20 protein-coding genes are annotated in these 21074 nt (G+C 57.9%); all 20 read left to right on the top strand.

Annotated features, from left to right (window positions below; all coding sequences use genetic code 11):
- Positions 1-169 precede the first annotated feature (169 nt).
- The 20 genes from tssF to tagH all read left to right on the top strand — a co-directional run bounded on the left by tssF (position 170) and on the right by tagH (position 21069).
- Positions 170-2053 (top strand): type VI secretion system baseplate subunit TssF, encoded by a 1884-nt coding sequence (tssF, locus tag ISP18_RS01430; protein ID WP_380016301.1) that lies wholly within the window; start codon positions 170-172, stop codon positions 2051-2053.
- Positions 2017-3039 (top strand): type VI secretion system baseplate subunit TssG, encoded by a 1023-nt coding sequence (gene tssG, locus ISP18_RS01425; RefSeq protein ID WP_380016299.1) that lies wholly within the window; start codon positions 2017-2019, stop codon positions 3037-3039. Before tssF ends, tssG begins: the two co-directional genes overlap by 37 nt.
- A 102-nt stretch (positions 3040-3141) precedes the next feature.
- Positions 3142-3591: a Tse2 family ADP-ribosyltransferase toxin gene (locus tag ISP18_RS01420; RefSeq protein ID WP_380016297.1), complete on the top strand. Its 450-nt coding sequence runs from the start codon at positions 3142-3144 to the stop codon at positions 3589-3591.
- A 12-nt stretch (positions 3592-3603) separates the two neighbouring features.
- Positions 3604-3822 carry a DUF3209 family protein gene (locus tag ISP18_RS01415; RefSeq protein WP_380016295.1) on the top strand — a complete coding sequence of 73 codons (219 nt, stop codon included), beginning with the start codon at positions 3604-3606 and terminating at the stop codon, positions 3820-3822.
- A gap of 92 nt (positions 3823-3914) precedes the next feature.
- Positions 3915-6650 carry a type VI secretion system ATPase TssH gene (gene tssH, locus ISP18_RS01410; RefSeq protein ID WP_380016293.1) on the top strand — a complete coding sequence of 912 codons (2736 nt, stop codon included), beginning with the start codon at positions 3915-3917 and terminating at the stop codon, positions 6648-6650.
- A 120-nt stretch (positions 6651-6770) separates the two neighbouring features.
- Entirely contained in the window at positions 6771-7610 is an 840-nt protein-coding gene (locus tag ISP18_RS01405) for a methyltransferase domain-containing protein (RefSeq protein WP_380016291.1), read from the top strand.
- Positions 7611-7706: 96 nt separating this feature from the next.
- Positions 7707-8129: a hypothetical protein gene (locus ISP18_RS01400; protein ID WP_380016289.1), complete on the top strand. Its 423-nt coding sequence runs from the start codon at positions 7707-7709 to the stop codon at positions 8127-8129.
- 234 nt (positions 8130-8363) lie between these two features.
- Complete coding sequence (locus tag ISP18_RS01395) at positions 8364-8825, top strand: hypothetical protein (RefSeq protein WP_380016287.1); 462 nt, start codon at positions 8364-8366, stop codon at positions 8823-8825.
- A gap of 143 nt (positions 8826-8968) precedes the next feature.
- Positions 8969-9859: a hypothetical protein gene (locus ISP18_RS01390; protein WP_380016285.1), complete on the top strand. Its 891-nt coding sequence runs from the start codon at positions 8969-8971 to the stop codon at positions 9857-9859.
- Between the two features lie 526 nt (positions 9860-10385).
- Complete coding sequence (locus ISP18_RS01385) at positions 10386-11012, top strand: hypothetical protein (RefSeq protein ID WP_380016283.1); 627 nt, start codon at positions 10386-10388, stop codon at positions 11010-11012.
- Positions 11013-11048: 36 nt separating this feature from the next.
- Positions 11049-11336: a PAAR domain-containing protein gene (locus tag ISP18_RS01380; RefSeq protein ID WP_380016281.1), complete on the top strand. Its 288-nt coding sequence runs from the start codon at positions 11049-11051 to the stop codon at positions 11334-11336.
- A gap of 28 nt (positions 11337-11364) precedes the next feature.
- Positions 11365-11838 carry a DUF6795 domain-containing protein gene (locus ISP18_RS01375; protein WP_380016279.1) on the top strand — a complete coding sequence of 158 codons (474 nt, stop codon included), beginning with the start codon at positions 11365-11367 and terminating at the stop codon, positions 11836-11838.
- A gap of 37 nt (positions 11839-11875) precedes the next feature.
- Entirely contained in the window at positions 11876-13018 is a 1143-nt protein-coding gene (locus ISP18_RS01370) for a lipase family protein (protein WP_380016277.1), read from the top strand.
- Between the two features lie 81 nt (positions 13019-13099).
- A complete protein-coding gene (locus ISP18_RS01365) occupies positions 13100-14392 on the top strand; it encodes a tetratricopeptide repeat protein (protein ID WP_404559237.1) in 1293 nt (430 codons plus the stop codon).
- A 114-nt stretch (positions 14393-14506) separates the two neighbouring features.
- Positions 14507-15715, top strand: coding sequence for a DUF6861 domain-containing protein (locus tag ISP18_RS01360; RefSeq protein ID WP_380016273.1), 1209 nt, complete (start codon positions 14507-14509; stop codon positions 15713-15715).
- A gap of 7 nt (positions 15716-15722) precedes the next feature.
- A complete protein-coding gene (locus tag ISP18_RS01355; RefSeq protein ID WP_380016271.1) occupies positions 15723-16154 on the top strand; it encodes a tetratricopeptide repeat protein in 432 nt (143 codons plus the stop codon).
- Positions 16154-16585 carry a hypothetical protein gene (locus ISP18_RS01350; RefSeq protein WP_380016269.1) on the top strand — a complete coding sequence of 144 codons (432 nt, stop codon included), beginning with the start codon at positions 16154-16156 and terminating at the stop codon, positions 16583-16585. Before ISP18_RS01355 ends, ISP18_RS01350 begins: the two co-directional genes overlap by 1 nt.
- Positions 16586-17092: 507 nt before the next feature.
- Positions 17093-19081 carry a type VI secretion system Vgr family protein gene (locus tag ISP18_RS01345; protein WP_380016267.1) on the top strand — a complete coding sequence of 663 codons (1989 nt, stop codon included), beginning with the start codon at positions 17093-17095 and terminating at the stop codon, positions 19079-19081.
- A gap of 87 nt (positions 19082-19168) precedes the next feature.
- Complete coding sequence (locus ISP18_RS01340) at positions 19169-19714, top strand: DUF6931 family protein (RefSeq protein WP_380016265.1); 546 nt, start codon at positions 19169-19171, stop codon at positions 19712-19714.
- Positions 19715-19728: 14 nt separating this feature from the next.
- On the top strand, positions 19729-21069 hold the full coding sequence (gene tagH, locus ISP18_RS01335) for a type VI secretion system-associated FHA domain protein TagH (RefSeq protein ID WP_380016263.1): 1341 nt from the start codon (positions 19729-19731) through the stop codon (positions 21067-21069).
- Positions 21070-21074: the final 5 nt, after the last annotated feature.

The raw sequence follows: 21074 nt of genomic DNA, 5'->3' as shown, positions 1-21074 counted from the left end.
ACGCAGCCCGGCGGGCAAACAGCCCCGGCCCGAAGGGTTGCCGCGGTGCGTCCACCATGCGGCAGCGCGCGGCTTGGCTTGCCAGCCAGGCAAGCGCTGCGCCGCCCACTACCAACTGGCGAACGCACCGTGACAACGCGGGCTACGCCGAGACCCTAGGCAGGCTCTAATGGACCCTCGACTGCTGCGCTACTACAACCGCGAGCTGCAGCACGTGCGTGAAATGGGCGCCGAGTTCGCGCGCGAGTACCCGAAAATCGCCGGCCGTCTGGGCCTCGAAGGCTTCGAGTGCGCCGACCCCTACGTAGAGCGCCTGCTGGAGGGTTTCGCCTTTTTGGCCGCGCGCATTCAGCTGAAGCTCGATGCGCAGTACCCGGTGTTCACGCAACACCTGATGGAGATGATCTACCCGCACTACCTCGCCCCAGTACCTTCGATGGCGGTGGTGCAACTGAATCCGGATTCGAAAGAAAGCGCGCTGGCCACCGGCTACACCGTGGCGCGCAACACCGCGCTGCGCAGTTTAATCGCCAACGACGACCGTACTGCCTGCGAATATCGCACCGCGCACGACGTTACCTTGTGGCCACTGGAACTGGTCGAAGCCAAATACTTCGAAACGCCTGCTGCGATCGCGGCTGCTGGGGTGCCGATACCGGCCGGCAAAACGGTGCGCGCGGGCTTGCGGTTGAAGTTCATCATCACCGCTGGCGCGCAAGCCAACATGCTGGCCATGGACGAGCTACCGGTGTTCATCGCCGGAGCCGACGAACTGCCCAAGCGGCTGTATGAGCAATTGCTGGGCAATGCACAGGGGTTTGTGGTGCGCATACCTGGCGCGAGCGGCATGCTGATCGAGCATTTCGATGCGCAGGCCATTCGCGACAAGGGCTTTTCTGATGACGAAGCTCTGCTGCCGTACAGCGACCGCTCTTTCAGCGGTTATCGTTTGCTGCAGGAATATTTTGCCTGTCCGGAGCGCTTCCTGTTCGCGGTGTTCACCGGCTTGAAGCAGGTGCTTTCTCGCTCGCAGGCCACCGAATTCGATCTCACCGTGTTCTTCGACCGCAGCGTCAGCCGGCTGCACAACGCTGTCGACGCCAGCAACTTCCGCTTGTTCTGCACGCCGGCGATCAACCTGTTTCCGCGCCGTGCCGATCGCATCCATCTGCAACAGGGCAAGACCGAGTATCACGTGCTCGCCGACCGCACCCGGCCGATGGACTTCGAAGTGCACAGCGTCAGCCAGGTGGAAGGCTTCGGCGACCGACAGGAACCCGAGCAACGCTTCCAGCCGTTCTACGGTTGCGACGAACGCGTGTGGCACAGCGGCAGCGCTGCGTTCCACACGTTGCGGCGCGAACCGCGCTTGCTGTCCGCGCGGCAGAAATTGCACGGCGCGCGCTCCAGCTATGTCGGCAGCGAGGTATTCATCTCGCTGGTAGACGCCAACGACGCGCCGTATTCCACCCAGCTAAGGCAGATCGGCATGATGCTGATGTGCACCAACCGCGATCTGCCGCTGCAGATGCCGGTAGGTAAATCGCGTACCGATTTCACGTTGGAAACAGGCGCGCCGGTGGTGTCCATCCGTTGCGTAGCCGGTCCCACCAAACCGCGCGCGCCTACGGCGCAAGGCGAAACTGCGTGGCGACTGATCAGCCATCTGCAGCTCAATTACGTGTCGCTGCTGGGCGATAGCGGCGAAGAGGGTGCAGCGGCACTGCGCGAAATGCTGACGTTGTATTGCGATGAATACGACGCCAGCGCGCGACGCCAGATCGAAGGCGTAAAGGCGGTCAGCTGCAATTCTGTGGTCAGGCGTATTCCAGTACCGGGACCGATCACCTTCGGGCGCGGCTTAGAAATCACATTGACTTGCGATGATGGTGCGTTCGAAGGCACGGGGGCCTTCCTGCTCGGTTCGGTGATGCGGCATTTCTTTGCGCGCTATGTTTCGGTGAACTCCTTCACCGAAACCGTGCTGCGCACCCTGGAACGCAATGAGGTGGCTCGATGGCCGGCCCGACTCGGCAAACGCCAGATCCTGTAGCGCTGGAAAACGCGCTGCGCGATCGACCGGAAGTCTTCGAGTTTTTCGAAGCGCTGCGCCGGCTCGAATGCGCGTATCCCAATCGGCCGCGCTTCGGGCGTTCCACCAAGCCGGCGGAAGATGCCGTGCGCCTGTGTCAGACACCGTCGCTGGCTTTCGCGCCACGCACCGTGGATCGCTTCGAGCCCCAACCCGACGGCAAGCCGCCGCGCATGTATGGGCTGTTTTTCGGACTGTTCGGGCCCAATGCGCCCTTGCCGCTGCATTTGACCGAGTATGCGCTCGACCGCAGACACAACGCGCGCGACGGCACCTTCATCGCGTTCGCTGACATCTTCCATCATCGGATGATGAGCCTGTTCTATCGGGTGTGGGCCGACTCGCAACCCACCATCCAGCTCGACCGTCCCGGCGAAGACCGCTTCAGCCTCTACATGGGCGCGCTGGTGGGATTGTCCACGCCCAATCTGCAAGCGCGCGATGCGTTGCCGGACCGCTACAAACAGTTCTTCGCCGGACGCTTGCTGGCACAGGCGCGCAATGCGGAAGGCCTGAAACATTTGCTGGAACATTTCTTCGCTATTCCAGTGCGCGTGGCCGAATTTGTCACAGAGTGGATGCGTTTGCCGAACTCAGCGCATTTGCGGCTCGGCCAGTCGCGCGAAGTAGCGGGCTTAGGGCTGACCGCCGTACTTGGCGAATACGTGTGGGGCGCCCAGCAGCGCTTCCGCCTGCAGTTGGGGCCGCTGACACGCGCGCAGTTCAACAATTTTCTGCCGGGTGGCGAAGCGTTGCGCCAGTTGATCGCGGCAGTGAAAACCTATGTCGGTGAGGAAAAGGCGTGGGACGTGCAGCTCGTGCTCAAACACGATGAAGTGCCGACCACACGCCTGGGGCAAAGCGGGCGTATGGGGTTGACCACTTGGCTCGGGCAGCAGCAACGCGAAGCCGATAACGATGATGTGGTGTTGAGGCCGGTAGGGTAAAGGTAAACGTAATTCAGTCGGGACTTGGAAGGGTCCTGCCGCCGTGAAAGCAGGCAGGCAACACAGTGATTGTGTTCTTAACGCATGAGGAAAGGAAATCGCATGTCGAAGTGTCCAGCAGATCTCTGGAGAGCAGTGCACTCGGATGATTTTCCGAAAGGGCCGATCGTTAACGACGAGCCGGTCAAGGGCATTCTCTATCCGGCTTTCATGCCTAAGCAGATCGGGTTCCAAGCCGATGGAACGCCTAAGTATCGTGATCCAGACGTTGCGTTTGATGAGAAAGGGTTGGTGAAGCCCGGCGGTGGCACATCGCTCTTTGACAAGGAAAATGTCTTCAGAGGGAAAAACTGGCAGTACTTCTACATTCCGAAGGACACGGTAATTGACCCGAATCTCGTTATTACTGGGCCAGAGTACAGAAAAGCTTTTAGCGCAAATCACTATCAGGTCGAGCCGGCTACACCGATGTTTCCGGAGGTCTTGAAGGGTGCGCTGGATAACTTCGCCAGGGCTGCTGTGGCGAAAGCGTATGAAGATGCTCACGGCTGAAGGTGGTGATCTATGGAAATCAGCATACAAACATTAGCTGTGTGTGTCCGGGCTGTTGACGCAAAGGCCAGAGAGTTGCAAGAACAAATCGCAGCTTCTGATGATCCTGAGTTGTCTTATCTGGAAGAGGAGCTGCTCAGCTATTCAAAGGCAGAGTCCGAGTTAGAGCGGCTATATATCGAAGCTCAGAAGACTGCGCGGAACTTTCCTCCTTATGACGAGCTTCTGTAGTGGCCACGTACCGGTAAGCGTTGAAAGGGTATTAACAATAACTCCCAGCCTCTTATTGAGGGGCAGGGTGACCAAATCCAGGGGCAGTCGTCATGGCAGAAATCAGTCGCAGCGCGTTGTTTGGCAAGCTCAACAAGCTGGCCTATCGTGGCATCGAAAGCGCCACCGTATTCTGCAAGCTTCGGGGCAACCCTTACGTTGAGCTGGTGCATTGGATCCATCAGATCCTTCAGTTGCAGGATTCGGATCTGCACCGCATCGTCAAGCAGTTCAATCTCAATCCTTCCAACCTGGTGCGCGACGTGACCGATGCACTGGATCGCCTACCGCGCGGTTCCAGCAGCATCTCCGATTTATCGGGCGACGTGGAGGAAGCCGTCGAGCGCGCCTGGGTGTTCGCCACGCTGATGTTTGGCGAGACGCAAGTACGCACCGGCTATCTCATTTTCGGAACACTGCGTACGCGTCACTTGCGCAATTCGCTGCTGAATATTTCCAAGGAATTCGAGAAGATCAAGCCGGAAGCACTTGCGGAAAAATTCGCCGAAGTAGTTAGCGGTTCACCGGAAGACGGGCAGAGCGCTAACGACGGTTTCCGCATGGGCAGCGCCGCGGTACCGGGTGAAGCCAGCGGCGCTATGCCGCCGGCGCAGATGGGCAAGCAGGAAGCGCTGCGCCAGTTCACCGTCGACCTGACCGAGCAGGCACGCAACGGCAAAATTGATCCCATCGTCGGGCGCGATGAAGAAATCCGCCAAGTGGTCGACATCCTGATGCGGCGCCGCCAGAACAACCCCATGCTGGTCGGCGAAGCCGGCGTCGGCAAGACCGCGGTGGTAGAAGGTTTTGCGCTGCGCATTGCCATTGGCGACGTGCCGCCGCAACTGAAAGACGTGGAGCTGCGCACGCTCGATGTGGGCTTGCTGCAAGCTGGCGCAAGCATGAAGGGGGAGTTCGAAAATCGTCTGCGCCAAGTGATCGAGGAAGTGCAGTCCTCGCCCAAGCCGATCATTCTTTTTATCGACGAAGCGCACACCCTAGTCGGCGCCGGTGGCGCGGCCGGTACTGGCGATGCCGCCAACCTGCTCAAGCCCGCACTCGCGCGCGGCAACCTGCGCACCGTCGGTGCCACCACTTGGGCCGAATACAAAAAGCACATTGAGAAAGACCCCGCACTCACCCGCCGTTTTCAAACCGTACAAGTGGACGAGCCGAGCGAGGAAAAGGGCATCCTGATGATGCGTGGTGTCGCCAGCGTGATGGAAAAGCACCATCGCGTGCAGATTCTCGATGAAGCGCTGGAAGCTGCGGTCAAACTTTCACATCGCTATATCCCCGCGCGCCAGCTACCCGACAAAGCGGTGAGCCTGCTCGATACCGCGTGCGCACGCGTCGCCATCAGCCAACATGCGGTGCCGCCGGAAGTGGACGATACGCGCAAGCGCATCCAGGCGCTGGAAACCGAACTGGCGATCATTGCTCGCGAAAAGACTGTCGGCGTGAACGTGGCCGAACGCGAAGCCAGCGCCAACGAAAAACTCGCCGGACAAAAGGCGCGACTGGAAAAACTCGACGCCAACTGGCAAGCCGAGAAAGCCCTGGTCGAAAAGATCCTTGCCATTCGCGCCAAACTACGCGGCGATTATTTACCCGTGGAAGGCACCGGCAGCAAGCTGGAAAAAGCTGCGGCAGCCGAAGCAGAAGCTGCCCATGTACCCGTTGAGCTCAGCGATGCCGAACGCGCTACCTTGCTCGAGGAATTGCATGGGTTGCAGGCACAGCTTGCTGAGTTGCAGGGCGAACATCCACTGATCCTGCCCACCGTCGACTACACCGCGGTGGGATCGGTCGTGGCGGACTGGACCGGCATTCCCGTCGGTCGGATGGTCCGCAGCGAACTGGAAACAGTGATGAACCTGCCCAAGATCATGAGCCAGCGGGTGATCGGCCAGGACCACGCCATGGAAATGATCGCCAAGCGCATCCAGACCTCCCGTGCCGGCCTCGATAACCCGAACAAGCCGATCGGCGTCTTCATGCTCGCCGGCACCTCCGGCGTCGGCAAAACCGAAACAGCACTCGCACTGGCCGAAGCGCTCTACGGCGGCGAACAAAACCTCATCACCATCAACATGAGCGAGTTCCAGGAAGCGCATACCGTTTCCACGCTCAAAGGTGCGCCTCCCGGCTACGTCGGCTACGGCGAAGGCGGTGTACTCACGGAAGCCGTGCGCCGCAAACCGTACAGCGTGGTGCTGCTGGACGAAGTCGAGAAAGCCCATCCCGACGTCCACGAAATCTTCTTCCAGGTGTTCGACAAAGGCATGATGGAAGACGGCGAAGGTCGCCAGATCGATTTCAAGAACACCCTGATCCTGCTCACCACCAACGCCGGCACCGACCTGATCGCCAGCCTGTGCAAGGATCCGGAACTGATGCCGGACCATGAAGGTATGGCCAAGGCCCTGCGCGAACCGCTGTTGAAAATCTTCCCGCCTGCACTGCTGGGTCGCCTGGTGACGATTCCGTACTACCCACTCAGCGAAATCATGCTCGGCGAAATCGTGAAGTTGCAGCTTGGTCGTATCAAGAAACGCATCGAGGCGCGTTACAAGATTCCGTTCAACTATGACGACGACGTGGTGAAGCTGGTGGTAAGCCGCTGCACCGAGAGCGAGTCGGGTGGGCGCATGATCGATGCGATTTTGACAAACACGATGTTGCCGGATGTGAGCCGAGAGTTCTTGATGCGGATGATTGAAGGGAAGGCGATGGCAGGGGTGAACGTGGGGGTAAAAGGCCAAGATTTTGAGTACGGATTTGCCTGAGTAGATTTTGGAAACGGAAAAGCAGAGTGACTTGCTGGGGAGGAATCACTATGAAAAGTGACTCTGACCCTTAACGCCAACCCTTAAGGCCATGACGAACCCGTACCGAGGCTTTTGCCCATGTTGAGCATCCTGCAGCTACAGCAGCTGGCTACCTGCGATCGATACAATCCAGCAGCGTATCTTGAACTCTGCCGGGCGTTGGTGGCGAGTGGCCAGGTCGAGGCGGCGAAGACGTACTTCAATCGATGGCAGCGTATCGATCCAGACAACCCCGTTATCGGATACCAGCGAAGTCTATTGCTGGATGCAGATCATTTGTCCCAGTTGCCCTTGGCATATGTTGTCGACGAGTTTGACAATTTCGCCGAGTCCTTCGACCGGACTCTGGAAGGCTTGAACTACCGTGTGCCTTCGCGCTTCGGAGAGCTTCTATGCCACTGGCTGGGTGAAAACAAGCTCGACCGCGTACTTGATCTGGGGTGCGGTACAGGGTTGTGCGGTTTGCGGGCCAGGCGGCATACGCGTTGTTTGTGGGGGGTGGATGTTTCTGCCGACATGTTGACCAAGTCGAAGCGGCGAGGCATTTACGACCATCTGGTGGAGAGCGAATTCCATGCCTTCCTTGAAGGCTGTGAAAGTCGCTTTAACTTGATCCTGGCCGGCGACTCCCTGATCTATGTGGGCGATCTTCGTGCCGTGCTGGGTAGCGCTGCCCGGGTACTGATGCCGGACGGTCTCATGCTCATGTCCTTCGAAGAAGCTGAGGACGAAGTGCCTTTCCGGCTCCCGACGACTCTGCGGTTTAAGCATGCGCGTTCGTATATCGAGACTGTCATCCATGAGTGTGGAATGCGGGTGGAGCACGTGGAGCCATACGCTATCCGTAAGGAGGCCGGAATGCCGGTGCCGGGTCTGATCGTGGTGGCCCGTTGTGCGGGCGCCTCCAACAGCGGGTGACCGAAATTACACGTAATCCGGGGACTCGTTGGGATGCAATGCCCATGTCCTGGGCAGAATTGAAGATCTTATACGCTACTCTGAGGGCTTGAAGTCATGCCGAAAAAAAAATCTTCGCAATCGAAAAAGTTCAGCGTGGAATGCCAAGGGACGACTGGCGCCGGAAAGAAAGTACACGTCAGGGCTACTCAGGGATTGAATATATACAAAGGCATCAAAGCTGATGGTGCTATGACGAACCACGATCACGCAGAAATGCAAGTCTTGGAATCCATGAGCGCAGCGGAGAGGATCGGGTGCACACTCACCCAGAACGCCTATCCATGTAGTCAATGCAAACTTATTCTGAAGCATCTCTCTACGACAGCGGGGGGTGGAGCTACGATCACCGTGGTCGTCGAAGGTTCCAAGTACTGGGAAGATCATACCGCAGAGCTTCTTGCGGCCTCTATTACAAATACCACAACACCTGTGACCATCACTTATGCCGCCGGACATGCAACTTATGTTGCTGGATGATTGGGTTGAATGAACTGAATTCGTTGTTCGTGGCCGGGTTGATGAAGCGAAGTGTCGCATTGATGCTCAGTTCTTGACAGAAGCGGATGCTGGACTCAGCAAGGGAGATGGTATGGGCAGGTCTTTGCGGGCGCGCAAGAAAGCGGAAGCGGGGTCAGATTTCTGTTGCACACATAGTCGACTCGTTGGTGTGCCAGTGAGTATGTACTGATATCCAGGCACGAGGTGAAGCGGATGTCCATTTCCATAGAATTCCTGTTGAAACACATCAGGCCGATAGGTCTGTCCGGCTATACCACATTTTGCAGCAGCGAACTGACTACATTTCTTGTGGATAGCTTGGGATTCGGATTGCAGGACGTGGTAATCATCTACGCGGCGTGGCGTGGAGTGGCATTGTCCGACAAGTATTCTGCGGACGTCGTCGAGTGCGCGAAAGACGTCTCGAATGCCCGGTGGAGTTTCCTGCAGCAAACCTCCGGTAGCACGGTCATGTTTCTGGATGGAACGCAACTCCAGGACCTGAGCAACGCGAACTTGAGCCAGTCATTCACGTGGAGGCCGGCGTCGCCGATCGCTGTCGCCGTCACGATCGATGGTACTCACGGCGGGCATCGTATTTGCTGGGAGGCCGAAGGTTTTTCGGGAAATACGGACGGAAACGGCAAGATCGTTCACTTTTCGGGATTGATCTGATCGTTTCCTGAAATGGGGACAAAGTACTTATTGCTCACTTTGTTAGAACAAACGAGTCGGCCGCCTTGTTACCTCGTTGTTGTTTAACGCACTCGGCCCTGTTCTCGACAAAGGTGGATGACTGATTCAATGGAGGAGGCGATATGGGTAGGTCTTTGCGAGCACGCAAGAAAGTGGATTACGCGGGAATCATCCACAAGTACGACAAGTACTCCTTCGTTTCAACCAGGAAACCGAAGACTAAAGTCATCAGGATCAATGCCGCCAATGGGCGGGCGCTCGCTGCGCCTACTCTTACATCGTGGCCATTCCTCGGTATGCATCAGGACGTCACGTATCACGACGACCTGAACAATACCTTCGGTTGGAACTTGAGAACGGGAGACGAAATCTTCCTGCCGTTTGCCTGGCTGGACATGCATGGTCAAGCCGTATGGCAAGGCCTGGAACAGGAAGTCGTAGGGTTGGGTGCCGATGCCGTTGCATGTCAACACTTCGATCAGATCGCTACCGACATGCGTGTATTGCTGGCAAATACGCGTATCACCGAATGCGTCGGCGAGGCTGCTGCGGCGATCTATGTGCTTCGGCGACGTCCTGGTTTTCAGATGATCTGGGGCTATCACGTTCATTCTGGGACGGGGATAGATCAGATCTGGGAAATGCCGAACCAGGGAGGTGGTACGGATTTCCTGATCGTCGAAGCGAAAGGACCAGGGGCCGGTTTGAATTTCTCGTTGTTCGTCCCGCCTGGTTATAGTCAGATGCAAGAAGGGTGGATAGCGAACCACCTGTACAGCATGAGTCAAAACGGTCATGCCGCCGGCCTAAGTATAGTCAACGCATTGGGACTGCAATTTGTGAATGCCCATCCAAACTATCAGGGTGCCAGCAAAAGCTACTACGGACTGGCAACGACGAGCAGGCATAAGCAATCCGCCTCGCGCGTGTTCGGTACGGTGGTGCAGGCGCAGTGGCTCGCCGACGGCCGCCTTGGCCACAGCCACAGCCCCTTGGTCCAATATTTCACTTAACGGAAAAATGGGGAGGAAGACACAATGGAGTTACCGATGGCGGGGTGTATGCGCATCTGTCCTCACAGGACGCCGCCATTCTCCAATGCATCGAAGCTGATTTGGACGCCTATTTGGTCGAGGACAGGCCATGCATTTTAGGTCGTGGCTGGTTTACTTGGTGATCGCCTTTTTGGGCCTGCTCCCATTACTGATGGCCATGCTGGCAGGCGCTGTGGCGAATTGTGCTAAGTGCCAACTGAGTGAGGCAGACGTTGGTCCGTGTGTGATTGCGGGGAAGGACGTGGGGAAGTTGCTTTACACAATGTTCGTAAGTGGCTGGTTCTCGCTGATAACCCTGCCTGCTGCTGTCGTAATCACGCTGGTTTATTCGATTTACTTGCTGGTGAAACGCTAAGAAGCCGGAAAAAAGGATGGGATCGGAGTGCATTTTGAAATGGAGTCTGCCCTCTTTGACCCGCCCTCTTTGATGAATCGGTTGCATGCAATGGTATGGCCCTCCTACTCAGATTTCTGGAGAACGTAGATGCCGATGAAGCCTGCTGGACAAGTTCTGGCCTTGCTTAGGACGAACCCGGCGACCACCTGCGCGGCTTGGGGTTTTATGTGCAGGGGAGCTGCGCTCAATAATGCGATAGGCGGCGCTTGCGCGCTCGTCTGTACCACTAACGATGGTGTTTACACCATTACCGTCAACGCGGGCGGCGGTACAGATTGGTATATCCCGTTCGGAGCGGGTACGGCGCGCTACTGTGACGTGCCTAACGGCCATCCGAATGGCACCCTGGTGGTCACCTTTCCGATGAACGGATGTGCGCTGGAGGTGCATCCGACCCTCAACGGCAATCGCTTTTATCACGACTCGGATGGGAAGCATATGCCCGTTCTAAATACGGTTGCCAAAGTCAGGGTCAATGCCGATATGTATGAAGGGGAGGGCGCAAAAGCCATGACGGCGTGCGCTCGTCACGACGGAAGCCGAGGCATCATTGGGCAAAATTTCGAGCACACTATTATTTGTGTCAAAGATGGTGGATTGTGGAACGTCTACCAGACAGCGGTAGTGACGACGATGAATATGAAGACCCAGGAACACAGTTCCTGGCAAATCAAGGATGGTCCTCCGGTTCACCTCGGCGTGTTTGCCGATTGATGTAGCCGATTGTTGAAATTCAAGCGGAGCCAAACCATGCAACCCGCAGCACGCCTCACAGATATGCACACCTGTCCAATGACCACCGGGCCCGTGCCTCACGTCGGTGGCCCGATTGCCGCGCCCGGTGCGCCGACTGTGCTGATTGGCGGCTTGCCGGTCGCATGTGTTGGCGACGTGGCGGTATGCGTAGGCCCGCCTGATGCGATCGCCATGGGTTCGCCGAAGGTGCTGGCCGGCGGTCGGCCCGTCGCACGCATGGGAGACAGTACGGTGCATGGTGGTGTCATCGTGCTGGGGTGTTTCAAAGTGCTGATTGGTTGAAGGGCGAAATGCGATGCGAGGAAAGCGAATGATGTCGCGTTCGGCCTTGAAGGTTCTGCTTATAGTTGTGGTATTTGCGTTGTCAGGCTTGTCAGAGGGATGTGCGATGGGTGCGTTTGATAGTCTGGTTCTTTTTTCTCCAGTCCGCGGAACGGTCCTGAAGGATGGTAAGCCGGTGCAAGGGGCTGAAGTTATCGAGAAGGTGGAGTGGCCGGGAAATGAGGTCCCGCCTCAGCGGGCGGTAACGGACGAAAAAGGAGTGTTCTCCTTTCCTGCGATAGAGCGCAATGCGGGGTTGCGCCGACTGATTCCGTCCCAGCCCATGGTGCATCAGACCATCGTGATCCATTACCAGGGAGTCGAATATGAAGCTTGGATGCATGGCAAGGATAACTATGAGCCGAATACTGAACTCGATGGTCGGCCATTGAATTTTGTCTGTGAGCTGACTCGCCAGCCGGAGATTGAAGGCACCCATTACGGTATCTGCAAACCGGTCTGAAATATGGAATGTTTAACCTTTCGAAGGGGGATGGATCATGACTACGGAACTTTCGCCGACTCAGACCGGTGAAATCGCTACCAGTGCATACGAATTACGCGAGTCAACACGCATGTTGGCCGCTGCGTTGCTGGCACCAAATGCCAGAGAGATTTTCGATATTACTGGCGGCGCCCGTTTGGTTGGATCAACCGGAATGGTTGCGCAACAGCGTTCGGGTTTTGGCTATGTGGCTTGGGGTCAAGGTGCTCGTCAGGGTGAATGCCTGGTCACCGTGCGCGGTACGATCACCGGCTACGACTGGCTTACCAATTTTCGGTTTGGCGGTGTCATTGGGCCTAGTGGCTACCTGGTGCACGCGGGTTTTTGGCGTGGAGCGCAATCGGTGTTGCCGCAAATCAGGCGGCAGTTGCGTGGTCGCAATCCTTCAACACTGCATGTGGTTGGGCACAGTCTTGGCGGAGCGATGGCGACGTTACTCGCCGACAGCCTTAGCAATATGGGTTGTGCCATAAAACTTTACACTTTCGGTGCGCCGCGTTGCGGTGTAGAAGAACACGCCGAATACCTGACCTCCAAGTTCGGCGCGGAAAACATCTACCGCGCGTACCATGATACCGATCCGGTTCCTATGGTGCCGGTGTTTCCTTATTTCCATGTGCCTTACGGTAGTAATGCCTATCGATTGAAAGGGGCTGGAACGCTGATCAATATTCCTTCTCATCTGATGCCCTCCTATCGCAAATCGGTCGAGGGCTGCGCGTGGGCTTCACTGCCTGTCATTTTGCCCAAGCACAACAGTTTCGAAGCGGCCAACGAATGGCTCTCTCAGGCCTCGAAGGACAGCGGTCCCTTCATCATGGCGTCTGCTACCGCGCTGCGGCTGATCCTTTCCGCACTTGATTGGATCGTCAAGCAGGTGGGTAGAAGTGTTGCCTTGCAGTTGTTTGCGGGTGCGACACTGCTCGACGGCCTTGCGCGGCTACTCTATAGCGGCGCGTTGATGTCCATTGAGATGGCGGAAACGATCAGTAACCTGATGAACTCGGCGCTGCGCTTCATGGGGCGCGTCGCTATCGCAAGCACGAACATCACAGTAACCTTTATCGAATATGTGCTTGGTTTGTTGTTCCGCTTTGTCGCGGCAATAGCGCGGCGGGCAGTGGATTTATTGGATTGAGGCATGAATCAAGACCCGGCTCACGTGTACGCCCGACAGTCCGCAACCACTGCGGATTATCTTGTCGTACTGAAACAAGCCATGCACTCACATCAAGCCGACGACCTGGACACAGCCGAACGTCTCTATCGCGAAGTACTGGAACTACGCGCGGCGCAGCCAGATGCCATGCATTACCTGGGGGTGCTTTGCCATCAGCGCGGACGCAGTGACGAAGGCGTGCGGCTGATCGAGGCCGCGCTGAAGATCACACCGAAGCATCCGGATGCGCACAATAATCTTGGCAATATCCACAAGGAATGTGGGAGGCTGGCCGAGGCGGAGCGTTGCTACCGGAAGGCGCTGGAATGCGGGCCGGAGCATTACAACGCCCAGAACAATCTGGCGGTGGTGCTGGAAGCGCAGGAGCGTTTGGAAGAAGCATTCGAGGCCTACGGGAAGCTGCTGCAGCAAGCGCCGAAGTTTGCGCAGGGGCATTACCTGATGGGCATGTTCCTGCGCAATTACGCGCAGAGCGTGGAACATATCGAGCAATCGGTGCAGTGTTTTCGCACCGCGTATCAACTCGACCCACGTAATCTGCGTGCGCTTGAATCGCTGGGCGTGTCGCTGTATGCGCTGCATCGGCGCGAGGAGGCGGCGCAGGTCTACCGCGACTGGCTGGCGCGCGAGCCGGATCATCCCATACCGCGCCACATGATTGCCGCCTGCGGAGGTGCCGAAGCGCCACCGCGTGCGGACGATGAGTACGTACGCAGCGTTTTCGATGGATTTGCCGATAGCTTCGACGAACAGCTATTGAAGAATCTCGGCTATCGGGCTCCGCAGGTGTTGGCCGAGGTTTTGGCTGGTGTGTTGCCCGCGCCGGCGGGTGACCTGGATGTGCTTGATGCCGGTTGCGGTACCGGTTTATGCGCGCCCTTGTTGCGTCCGTATGCAAGACATCTGACGGGTGTGGATCTTTCCGGCGGCATGGTCGAGAAGGCGCGTGTACGTGGGGGCTATGACGCATTGGAAGTGGCCGAACTCACCAGCTTTTTGCAGGGGCATCCGCAAGCCTATGACGTACTGATTTCCGCCGATACCCTGGTGTATTTCGGTGAACTGCAGGATGTGCTCAGTGCTTCGCATGCTGCATTGCGTCCCGGCGGCTGGCTGGTTTTTTCGCTGGAGACTGCGGAAGGTGACGACGATCGCGTCGACCTGTCACCCAGTGGGCGCTACCAGCACACGCGTCGGTACGTGGAGCGTGTGCTGGCGGCAGCAGGTTTTGCGGATGTTCGCATGGGCGTGGACACGCTGCGCAAGGAAGGCGGTCAGCCCGTGGCGGGATGGGTGGTGTTGGCGCGGCGATCATCGCGGAGCGTGCAATGAGTAGGAGCGCACGCCAAGGTTTTGCTCGCGGGAGTACGGTAGATTCTGACGTCTGGTTTAGGCAATGCCCCTCTGCGATGAATGGGGCTTTTTACCGTGCAGAAAGGGGGAGGGATGTCCGACGGAATGCTGGATAGTTTCTGGAGTTCGCTGCAGATGGCCGAGCAGCGCGTTGAAGCCGAAGCCAGAGACGCGGAGCGAACCCTTTACCGAACTCTCTATGGCTACGAGAGTCGCGTAATGCGCGTGCGTTGGGCGCTGGAAGCCTCCGGTCCGCTCGCGCGCAAAGAGATCGCCGGGAAGCTGCAAGGCATCAGCCTCGACGCCATCTGGGACATCTTGCTTTCAATCGTAAAGGACATCGCGCTTTACTACGGCGGAAGCGTCGTGCTTGGCACGGCAGTGGGCGCCGGGGTGGGCGCTCTGTTCGGCGGAGTCGGCGCGGTACCCGGCGCGGCCGTTGGTTTCGAGGCAGGCGTGGTGTTGGGTGATTGGGTGATGGCGTTCCTTGGCCTCAAGATGCTCGCCGAGGGGCTGATCGACACCATTCCGCAAGCGATGCGCTGTTACGTGGAGGGTTTCCGTGCCGCGTGGGGGCCGTCGTCGAGCGATCGCCCTGATGCTTGCTACCTCGCAGGTTACGCACCCAGCAAGGAAACGGCCGCGCTCCGTTTCGCCCAAGGCCATGTGCTGATGATCATGGCCATCCTGATTGCGATCGTGGCCTACCTCACCCGCGGCAAAAGCAAGGAAGCGCTGTTCAAGGCGGTAGGCGACAGCAAGCGCCTGGGTTCGAAGATGGCGGACTGGCTGAAGGACAACGAGGAGAAGTTGCTGAAGGAAGAGAGTCTGCAGCCGAAGGTGCGACCGAGGGCGGAGGCGCCTGCAGAGACGGGGCAGCCATCGAGCAGCGCGCCGCGTAAGCCGAAGCAAGAATCAGCGACGCAGAGCACTAGCAGTAGTGCGAAGCCCAAATCGCTTCGGGACCAGTATCTTGGGCGTACTCCCGGCAAGAACTCGCGTACTGGTAGAGAAGTCATGGATCGGATGCGGGACGACGGGATGTTGCGTGAAAACGTGGATACCGGTCGTACAGAATTTTTTGCATCAGATGAGAAATGGTATGACATCAAATATGCGGATATGTCCCATCAGACGGATGCCGTCACTTGGTGGAATCAAACCGGGCGGGAGTTTGGCGCAAAAGCACCTGAGGTGCGTGACTGGATGCTGGACTCGGACAATTATGTGCTAGACCATATGTCAATTAATCGATCTCTCGGTGCGAAGCTGGGGGAAACTTATTTGCCGCCGTTGAAGTGAGGTAGTGATGAAGTCCGTAAGTGATGAGGTGATGCAGGAATTAAGGGGTCTTGGTTCGGATGTGCGTGAGGCACTAAAGAACGGTGATGCCGACAAAGCTCAATCCTTACTGGAGCGAGGCTGGAAACTAATTCCTGAGCCGAAAGCAGAGTGCGACATTAGCATCTCGAAGGCTCTCGCATCGATTCGATTGATGGCGCAATCGAATAAGCCGCAATTGGCGGTTAGGTGGATTGATGAGTTGAAGAAGTTGCCTGTCTCTAAGATTGATGCAGAACCTGATTTCCTGATGGGCGTTGCTTACTTTGAGATGGGCGATTTGGATGGTGCTTTTGCGCACTTTGATAAATCCAGCAAGATGTCAAAGGGGCGTTGCTTTCAAGGCGAAGACAAGAAATACCAAGAATTTTATAAAAAGCACGCGGCAGGAAAAAAATAATGGAGCTTCCTAAACAAATTTGGGACAAGGTGGATGACCTCTCCGCGCAGGGTAACGATTTATGCGACGAGTCGAGGTTTGCCGAGGCGATAGAGAAGTGGCGCGCAGCGATCGCATTGCTTCCCGAGCCCCGCGTTGATTGGGAGGCGTATACCTGGCTATCCGCATCCATCGGCGATGTCCAATACCAAGTTGGACAACTGGACGCGGCGCGGCACAGTTTCTATGACGCGCTCAATGGACCTGGGGGGCAGGAGAATCCCTTTGTCCACTATCGATTGGGGCAGAGCTTGATTAGGCTCGGAGAGGATGAGCGCGGCATTCAGAGTCTGCTGAAAGCGTACATGCTTGATGGTGAGAAGATTTTTTCTGCCGACAGTGAGGGCGCGCGATACCTTAAGAAATTACGAGACAGAAAGCTGATCGATTGAACGTGATGGCGATGTTTCCTGTGCCGAAATGAGCTAGGTGGTTCGGCCAAGGAAAGTGTTCAAAGAAGAGATGTTCCAACTCTCTTTCAATAGCATCTGAGATCAAATCCGGCCGTTGATGTGATGTCGGCAGCTAGCCGGCAAGGTTGGGCCGATAATCCCAGCCGCCTCCATGTACGTTGTGGCTGGAATTGTCATCCTAGCCTGCGAGCTATAGGCAAAACCTTCAGAAAGTAAGGCAGTTGAAGCAGGGTGGAACCCTTTTGTCATGAAGGCTACATGATCGCCCTGGTTCAAGCACGAAAACGTTGGAAACCGTGCGTCTTTTGGTAAAAAAATCACTGGATTAAGCCGCGCCACTGGGCGAAACTTTACGGTACGGGGGGATAAGGGAGTCATGGCAGATTCTGCCCGCTGCGCCACCTGACCCGGTGTGTGGAGCCCCCTCGGACATGAGTGCACCATGGAAACGTGTGAAGCCGAACAGGCTCCGAGGAGATTCGCATCATGACCGCCCAGATCACCATTTCTTCTGCCAAGGTCAGCGGTCTGCTGTTCCGCAGCATGGCTGCCCATGAGCGTCTGGGCGACCTGTTCTCCTTCCATCTGCATTTCGAAAGCCAGGACCCCAACATCGACCTGAGCGGCCTGCTGGGTTCGCCGATGACAGTGAAGATCGCCACTGACGACGGTTTTGAGCGCTACTTCAATGGCATCGTGTGCGAAGCAGCACAGACCGGCGTGGAAACGGTCGACAATCTGGTCTACGCGCAATACAGCGTGCAGTTGGTGCCCAAGCCCTGGCTACTGGGGCAGAAGGTGGATTGCCGCATCTATACCGATGTATCCGTGCCGGACATCGTGAAGTCGGTACTCAACGATGCTGGCTACACCGATGTGAAACTCAGCCTCAGCGGCAATTACGCTAAGCGCGAGTACTGCGTGCAGTACCGTGAGGATTGCCTCAATTTCATCAGCCGCCTGATGCAACAGGAAGGCATCTATTACTACTTTACGCATGATGAAACCACGCACACCATGGTGCTGGCCGATAGCGTCAGCGCGCACGCGGTGAACAAGGATTTTGCGCGCGTACCGTATCTGCACACCACCGACAGCGTGCTGCGTCGTGAGGCGACCATCACCACCTGGGCTTCGTCGCGCAGCGCGGATGCGGTCAAGTACCAGCTCACCGATTACGACCCGATGGCCCCCAAAACCTCGCTGCTGTCCACCGGCACCAGCGACGGTCACGGTACCGCAGGCACCAGCCCGGGCATGGTGGCGTTCGATTTTCCCGGCGCACACAAGGTTGCCGACGTGGGGCAGCATTTCGCGCAGGTGCGCGCCGAGGCGCTTACCGCAGCGCGGTCGCACTACAAAGGCAGTACCGGTGCATGCGGCATCGAGATTGGTGCCTTGTTCACGCTGTCGGACTATCCGCGGAAAGAACACAATCGCGAATACCTGATTATCGGCACCACTATCCAACTGGCCGGTGCTGGTCACGCGTCAGGCGGCAGCGATGATGCCCCGTCGTTTCGCTGTGACTTTGACGCTATCGAAAGCAAGCAGACCTTTCGCAGCCTGCACACCTCGGTGAAACCCACCGTTGTGGGCCTCCAGACCGCCATCGTGTGCGGCAGCAAGACCGACGAAGATATCGTGGTGGACCAGCACGGCCGCGTGCAGGTCACCTTCCACTGGAACAAGCCCGACAAGCCCAACGCCAAGAGTTCCTGTCCGGTGCGTGTCGCTACGCCATGGGCTGGCAAGAACTGGGGCGCCGTCAGCATTCCGCGTGTGGGGCAGGAAGTGGTGGTGAGTTTTCTAGAAGGCGATCCGGATCGTCCACTGATCATCGGCAGCGTCTACAACGGCGACAATCAAGTGCCGTACAGCCTGCCGGACAACAAGACGCAAAGCGGCATCAAGAGCCGCAGCCTGCTCGGCGGCACGGCCGATTTCAACGAGTTGCGTTTCGAAGACAAGAAAGGCAGCGAAGATTTCTTCATACATGCTCAAAAGGACATGCACGAAGAAGTCGAGAACGATCACGTCGTGGCCATCGATCACGACGAGACGGTCACCGTTAAGAACGATCAGACCTTTACGGTGCAGCACGACCGCAAGGCCACGATCAGCAACAACGACACCATCGATGTCGGTCAGATCTTCAAGCTTACTGCCGGCACGCAAATCGAACTGACGACCGGCGCGTCGAGTATCATTCTTAAGAGTTCTGGCGAGATCCAGATCACCGGCGTCAACATCACCATCACCGGCAATTCGTCGGTGAAGGTGGAGGGGCAGGTGCAGGTGGGCATCAAGGCGGGCGCGACAATGGACATCGGCGCCGGCGCCAGCATGAAGGTGCATTCGGACGCCATGCTGCAGGTGGAGGGCGGGGCGATGACCACCGTGAAAGGCGCCATGCTCACCGCCAGCGGCGATGCGATGACGCAGGTGTCCGGCGGAATCATCATGATCGGCTGAAGGCTTTAAATCCGCTCCGGGAAAGGAGCGGACATATCAGGACAGGCAACGCAGTACGAAGCAAGACGGGGTAAAGGGGAACCCAGCATGTCGGTCGTAACGCAAGCATCAATGCAAATGGAGCTGTCGGCATCAGCCAGCGCCAGGCTGCGCCCGGAGATGACGCCGGAAGCCGCCGTGCGCACGCTGATGGATGCGGGCGATACGCAAGATGCGCTCAAACTGCTCGCACGCCTGTTACCCAAGCGCTATGCCGTAGCGTGGCTGCTGCAATGTGCACGCGACCAGTCGCTGGGTCTGGAAGATAAGGCCGGCGCCTCGCTGGCCGAAAAATGGGTGCGCGAACCGAACGAAGACAATCGTCGCGCCGCCTTCGAGTTCGCCAACGCCGGCGGCTATCGCTCGCTGGGCGCATGGCTGGCGGCCGCAGCAGGCTGGTCGGGCGGTAGCCTGGCGCCGGCCACACAGGAAAAACCCGTGCCGCCGCCGGAACATCTCACCGCGCGCGCCACCGTTGCCGCCATCAACCTGATGGCCGCGCTGGTCAGTGAACAATTCGAAGCCCGGCGCGTTGCCTTCATCGAGCGCGCGATGAGCCTGCTCACGGCAAGCACCAGCGCTGGCAACGGCTAAGCAGGAGAAGTAACGTGCCGACGCCACAGACATTGACCCTCGCCGTGCAAGGCCATCAGGCGGCGCAATTTGGCAGTCGCGCCCAGAAAACCTTTCATGGCAAGGACGGCAGCATCGGGCGTTCCGAGGATTGCGACTGGGTACTGAGCGCCGTCGGTGTGTCGCGCGTGCATGCGATGGTGCGCTATCTCAATGGCATCTATTTCATCGAAGACCGCAGCACCAACGGCATGCTGCTCAACGGCCAGCCGCTCGTCAAAGGCGATCCGGCCGCGTTGAAGAACGGTGATCGACTGCTGATCGATACCTTCGAAGTCGCCGTGCGGATGGATCAGGACAGCGAAACTATCGTTCAGCCGAGTGCATCGGTGCCGTACGCAGCCCCCATACCCGCGCCTGCCGCGCCGGCACCGGCTGGGTTGAATCTCGATCCACTGGATTTCGGTTTTCTCGATCCGTTGCCACGCAGTGCCGCGCCGTCGCATTCCTCGCCGGTCGACAGCCTGATTCCCGGAGCCAGCCAAAGGTTGCCTGCGAGCGGCGATCTGGATCCATTGAGTTTTCTCGACGAACCGCTCGGCGCTCCCGTGCCGGAGCCAGCACCCGCACCGAGCTGGAATCACACGTCCGGTGTCAGCGATCACTTCCGTCCGCCCGTCACAGACGTGCGCAAGCAAGCCAGCCTGCTGCCGGAAAACTGGGACCTGACCACGGGCGACTTCGCGCCTCCTGCGCCCGCACCTGCGCCTGCGCCACCGCCAGCACCGGTTGTGGACGTCGCTCCGTCGCCACCGGTGCAAGCACCAGCATCAGTAGCCTCATCCGGCAACACGGCACTGTCGCCGGATATGGAAACCATGTTCCGCATCGTGGTCGATGGTGTGATGGACGTGCTGCGCGCGCGTGCGGAGATCAAGAACACGTTCCGCCTGCCGGTGACGATCATCCAGCGCTCGGAGAACAATCCGCTGAAGTTCGCGCTGGGCACGGACGAGGCGATGCAGAAAATTCTCGGTCCCGCCAATCCCGGTTTCCTCGCCGGCACGGCGGCGTTTCAGGATGCCTTTGAGGATATCCGCTGCCACCAGATGGCGATGCTCGCCGGTGTGCGGGCAGGCTTTGAAGCGTTGTTGATGCATTTCAATCCAGATCGTTACGAACACGAAGTGGACGGCGGCAAGCGCGCCGCATTCGGCGGCAAGGGGCGTTACTGGGACAAATACCGGGAGAACTTCGAGGGGTTGATGAAGAACCCTGACGATGCGTTCCGGCGGTTGTTTGGGGATGAGTTTGCGCGGGCGTACGAAGAGCAGTTGGCGCGGCTCAAGGCGAGTCGTCGTAGTGAGCATCGATAGATATG

Source organism: Dyella humi, from assembly GCF_044904605.1.
GTDB classification, from domain to species: Bacteria; Pseudomonadota; Gammaproteobacteria; order Xanthomonadales; family Rhodanobacteraceae; genus Dyella_B; species Dyella_B humi.
The sequence above is the reverse complement of the archived record's forward strand: the minus strand, read 5'-3'. Positions and strand labels throughout refer to the sequence as shown.

What these genes read in the sequence shown, in the direction of transcription:
- ISP18_RS01345 (WP_380016267.1), top strand. Translation starts at nt 17,093, where the DNA reads ATGACCGCCCAGATCACCATTTCTTCTGCCAAGGTCAGCGGTCTGCTG.
- ISP18_RS01340 (WP_380016265.1), top strand. Translation starts at nt 19,169, where the DNA reads ATGTCGGTCGTAACGCAAGCATCAATGCAAATGGAGCTGTCGGCATCA.
- ISP18_RS01385 (WP_380016283.1), top strand. Translation starts at nt 10,386, where the DNA reads ATGCCGATGAAGCCTGCTGGACAAGTTCTGGCCTTGCTTAGGACGAAC.
- ISP18_RS01360 (WP_380016273.1), top strand. Translation starts at nt 14,507, where the DNA reads ATGTCCGACGGAATGCTGGATAGTTTCTGGAGTTCGCTGCAGATGGCC.
- tssH (WP_380016293.1), top strand. Translation starts at nt 3,915, where the DNA reads ATGGCAGAAATCAGTCGCAGCGCGTTGTTTGGCAAGCTCAACAAGCTG.
- ISP18_RS01370 (WP_380016277.1), top strand. Translation starts at nt 11,876, where the DNA reads ATGACTACGGAACTTTCGCCGACTCAGACCGGTGAAATCGCTACCAGT.
- ISP18_RS01390 (WP_380016285.1), top strand. Translation starts at nt 8,969, where the DNA reads ATGGGTAGGTCTTTGCGAGCACGCAAGAAAGTGGATTACGCGGGAATC.
- ISP18_RS01395 (WP_380016287.1), top strand. Translation starts at nt 8,364, where the DNA reads ATGTCCATTTCCATAGAATTCCTGTTGAAACACATCAGGCCGATAGGT.
- tssG (WP_380016299.1), top strand. Translation starts at nt 2,017, where the DNA reads ATGGCCGGCCCGACTCGGCAAACGCCAGATCCTGTAGCGCTGGAAAAC.
- ISP18_RS01405 (WP_380016291.1), top strand. Translation starts at nt 6,771, where the DNA reads ATGTTGAGCATCCTGCAGCTACAGCAGCTGGCTACCTGCGATCGATAC.
- ISP18_RS01375 (WP_380016279.1), top strand. Translation starts at nt 11,365, where the DNA reads ATGATGTCGCGTTCGGCCTTGAAGGTTCTGCTTATAGTTGTGGTATTT.
- ISP18_RS01350 (WP_380016269.1), top strand. Translation starts at nt 16,154, where the DNA reads ATGGAGCTTCCTAAACAAATTTGGGACAAGGTGGATGACCTCTCCGCG.
- ISP18_RS01420 (WP_380016297.1), top strand. Translation starts at nt 3,142, where the DNA reads ATGTCGAAGTGTCCAGCAGATCTCTGGAGAGCAGTGCACTCGGATGAT.
- ISP18_RS01415 (WP_380016295.1), top strand. Translation starts at nt 3,604, where the DNA reads ATGGAAATCAGCATACAAACATTAGCTGTGTGTGTCCGGGCTGTTGAC.
- tssF (WP_380016301.1), top strand. Translation starts at nt 170, where the DNA reads ATGGACCCTCGACTGCTGCGCTACTACAACCGCGAGCTGCAGCACGTG.
- ISP18_RS01380 (WP_380016281.1), top strand. Translation starts at nt 11,049, where the DNA reads ATGCAACCCGCAGCACGCCTCACAGATATGCACACCTGTCCAATGACC.
- ISP18_RS01365 (WP_404559237.1), top strand. Translation starts at nt 13,100, where the DNA reads ATGCACTCACATCAAGCCGACGACCTGGACACAGCCGAACGTCTCTAT.
- ISP18_RS01400 (WP_380016289.1), top strand. Translation starts at nt 7,707, where the DNA reads ATGCCGAAAAAAAAATCTTCGCAATCGAAAAAGTTCAGCGTGGAATGC.
- ISP18_RS01355 (WP_380016271.1), top strand. Translation starts at nt 15,723, where the DNA reads ATGAAGTCCGTAAGTGATGAGGTGATGCAGGAATTAAGGGGTCTTGGT.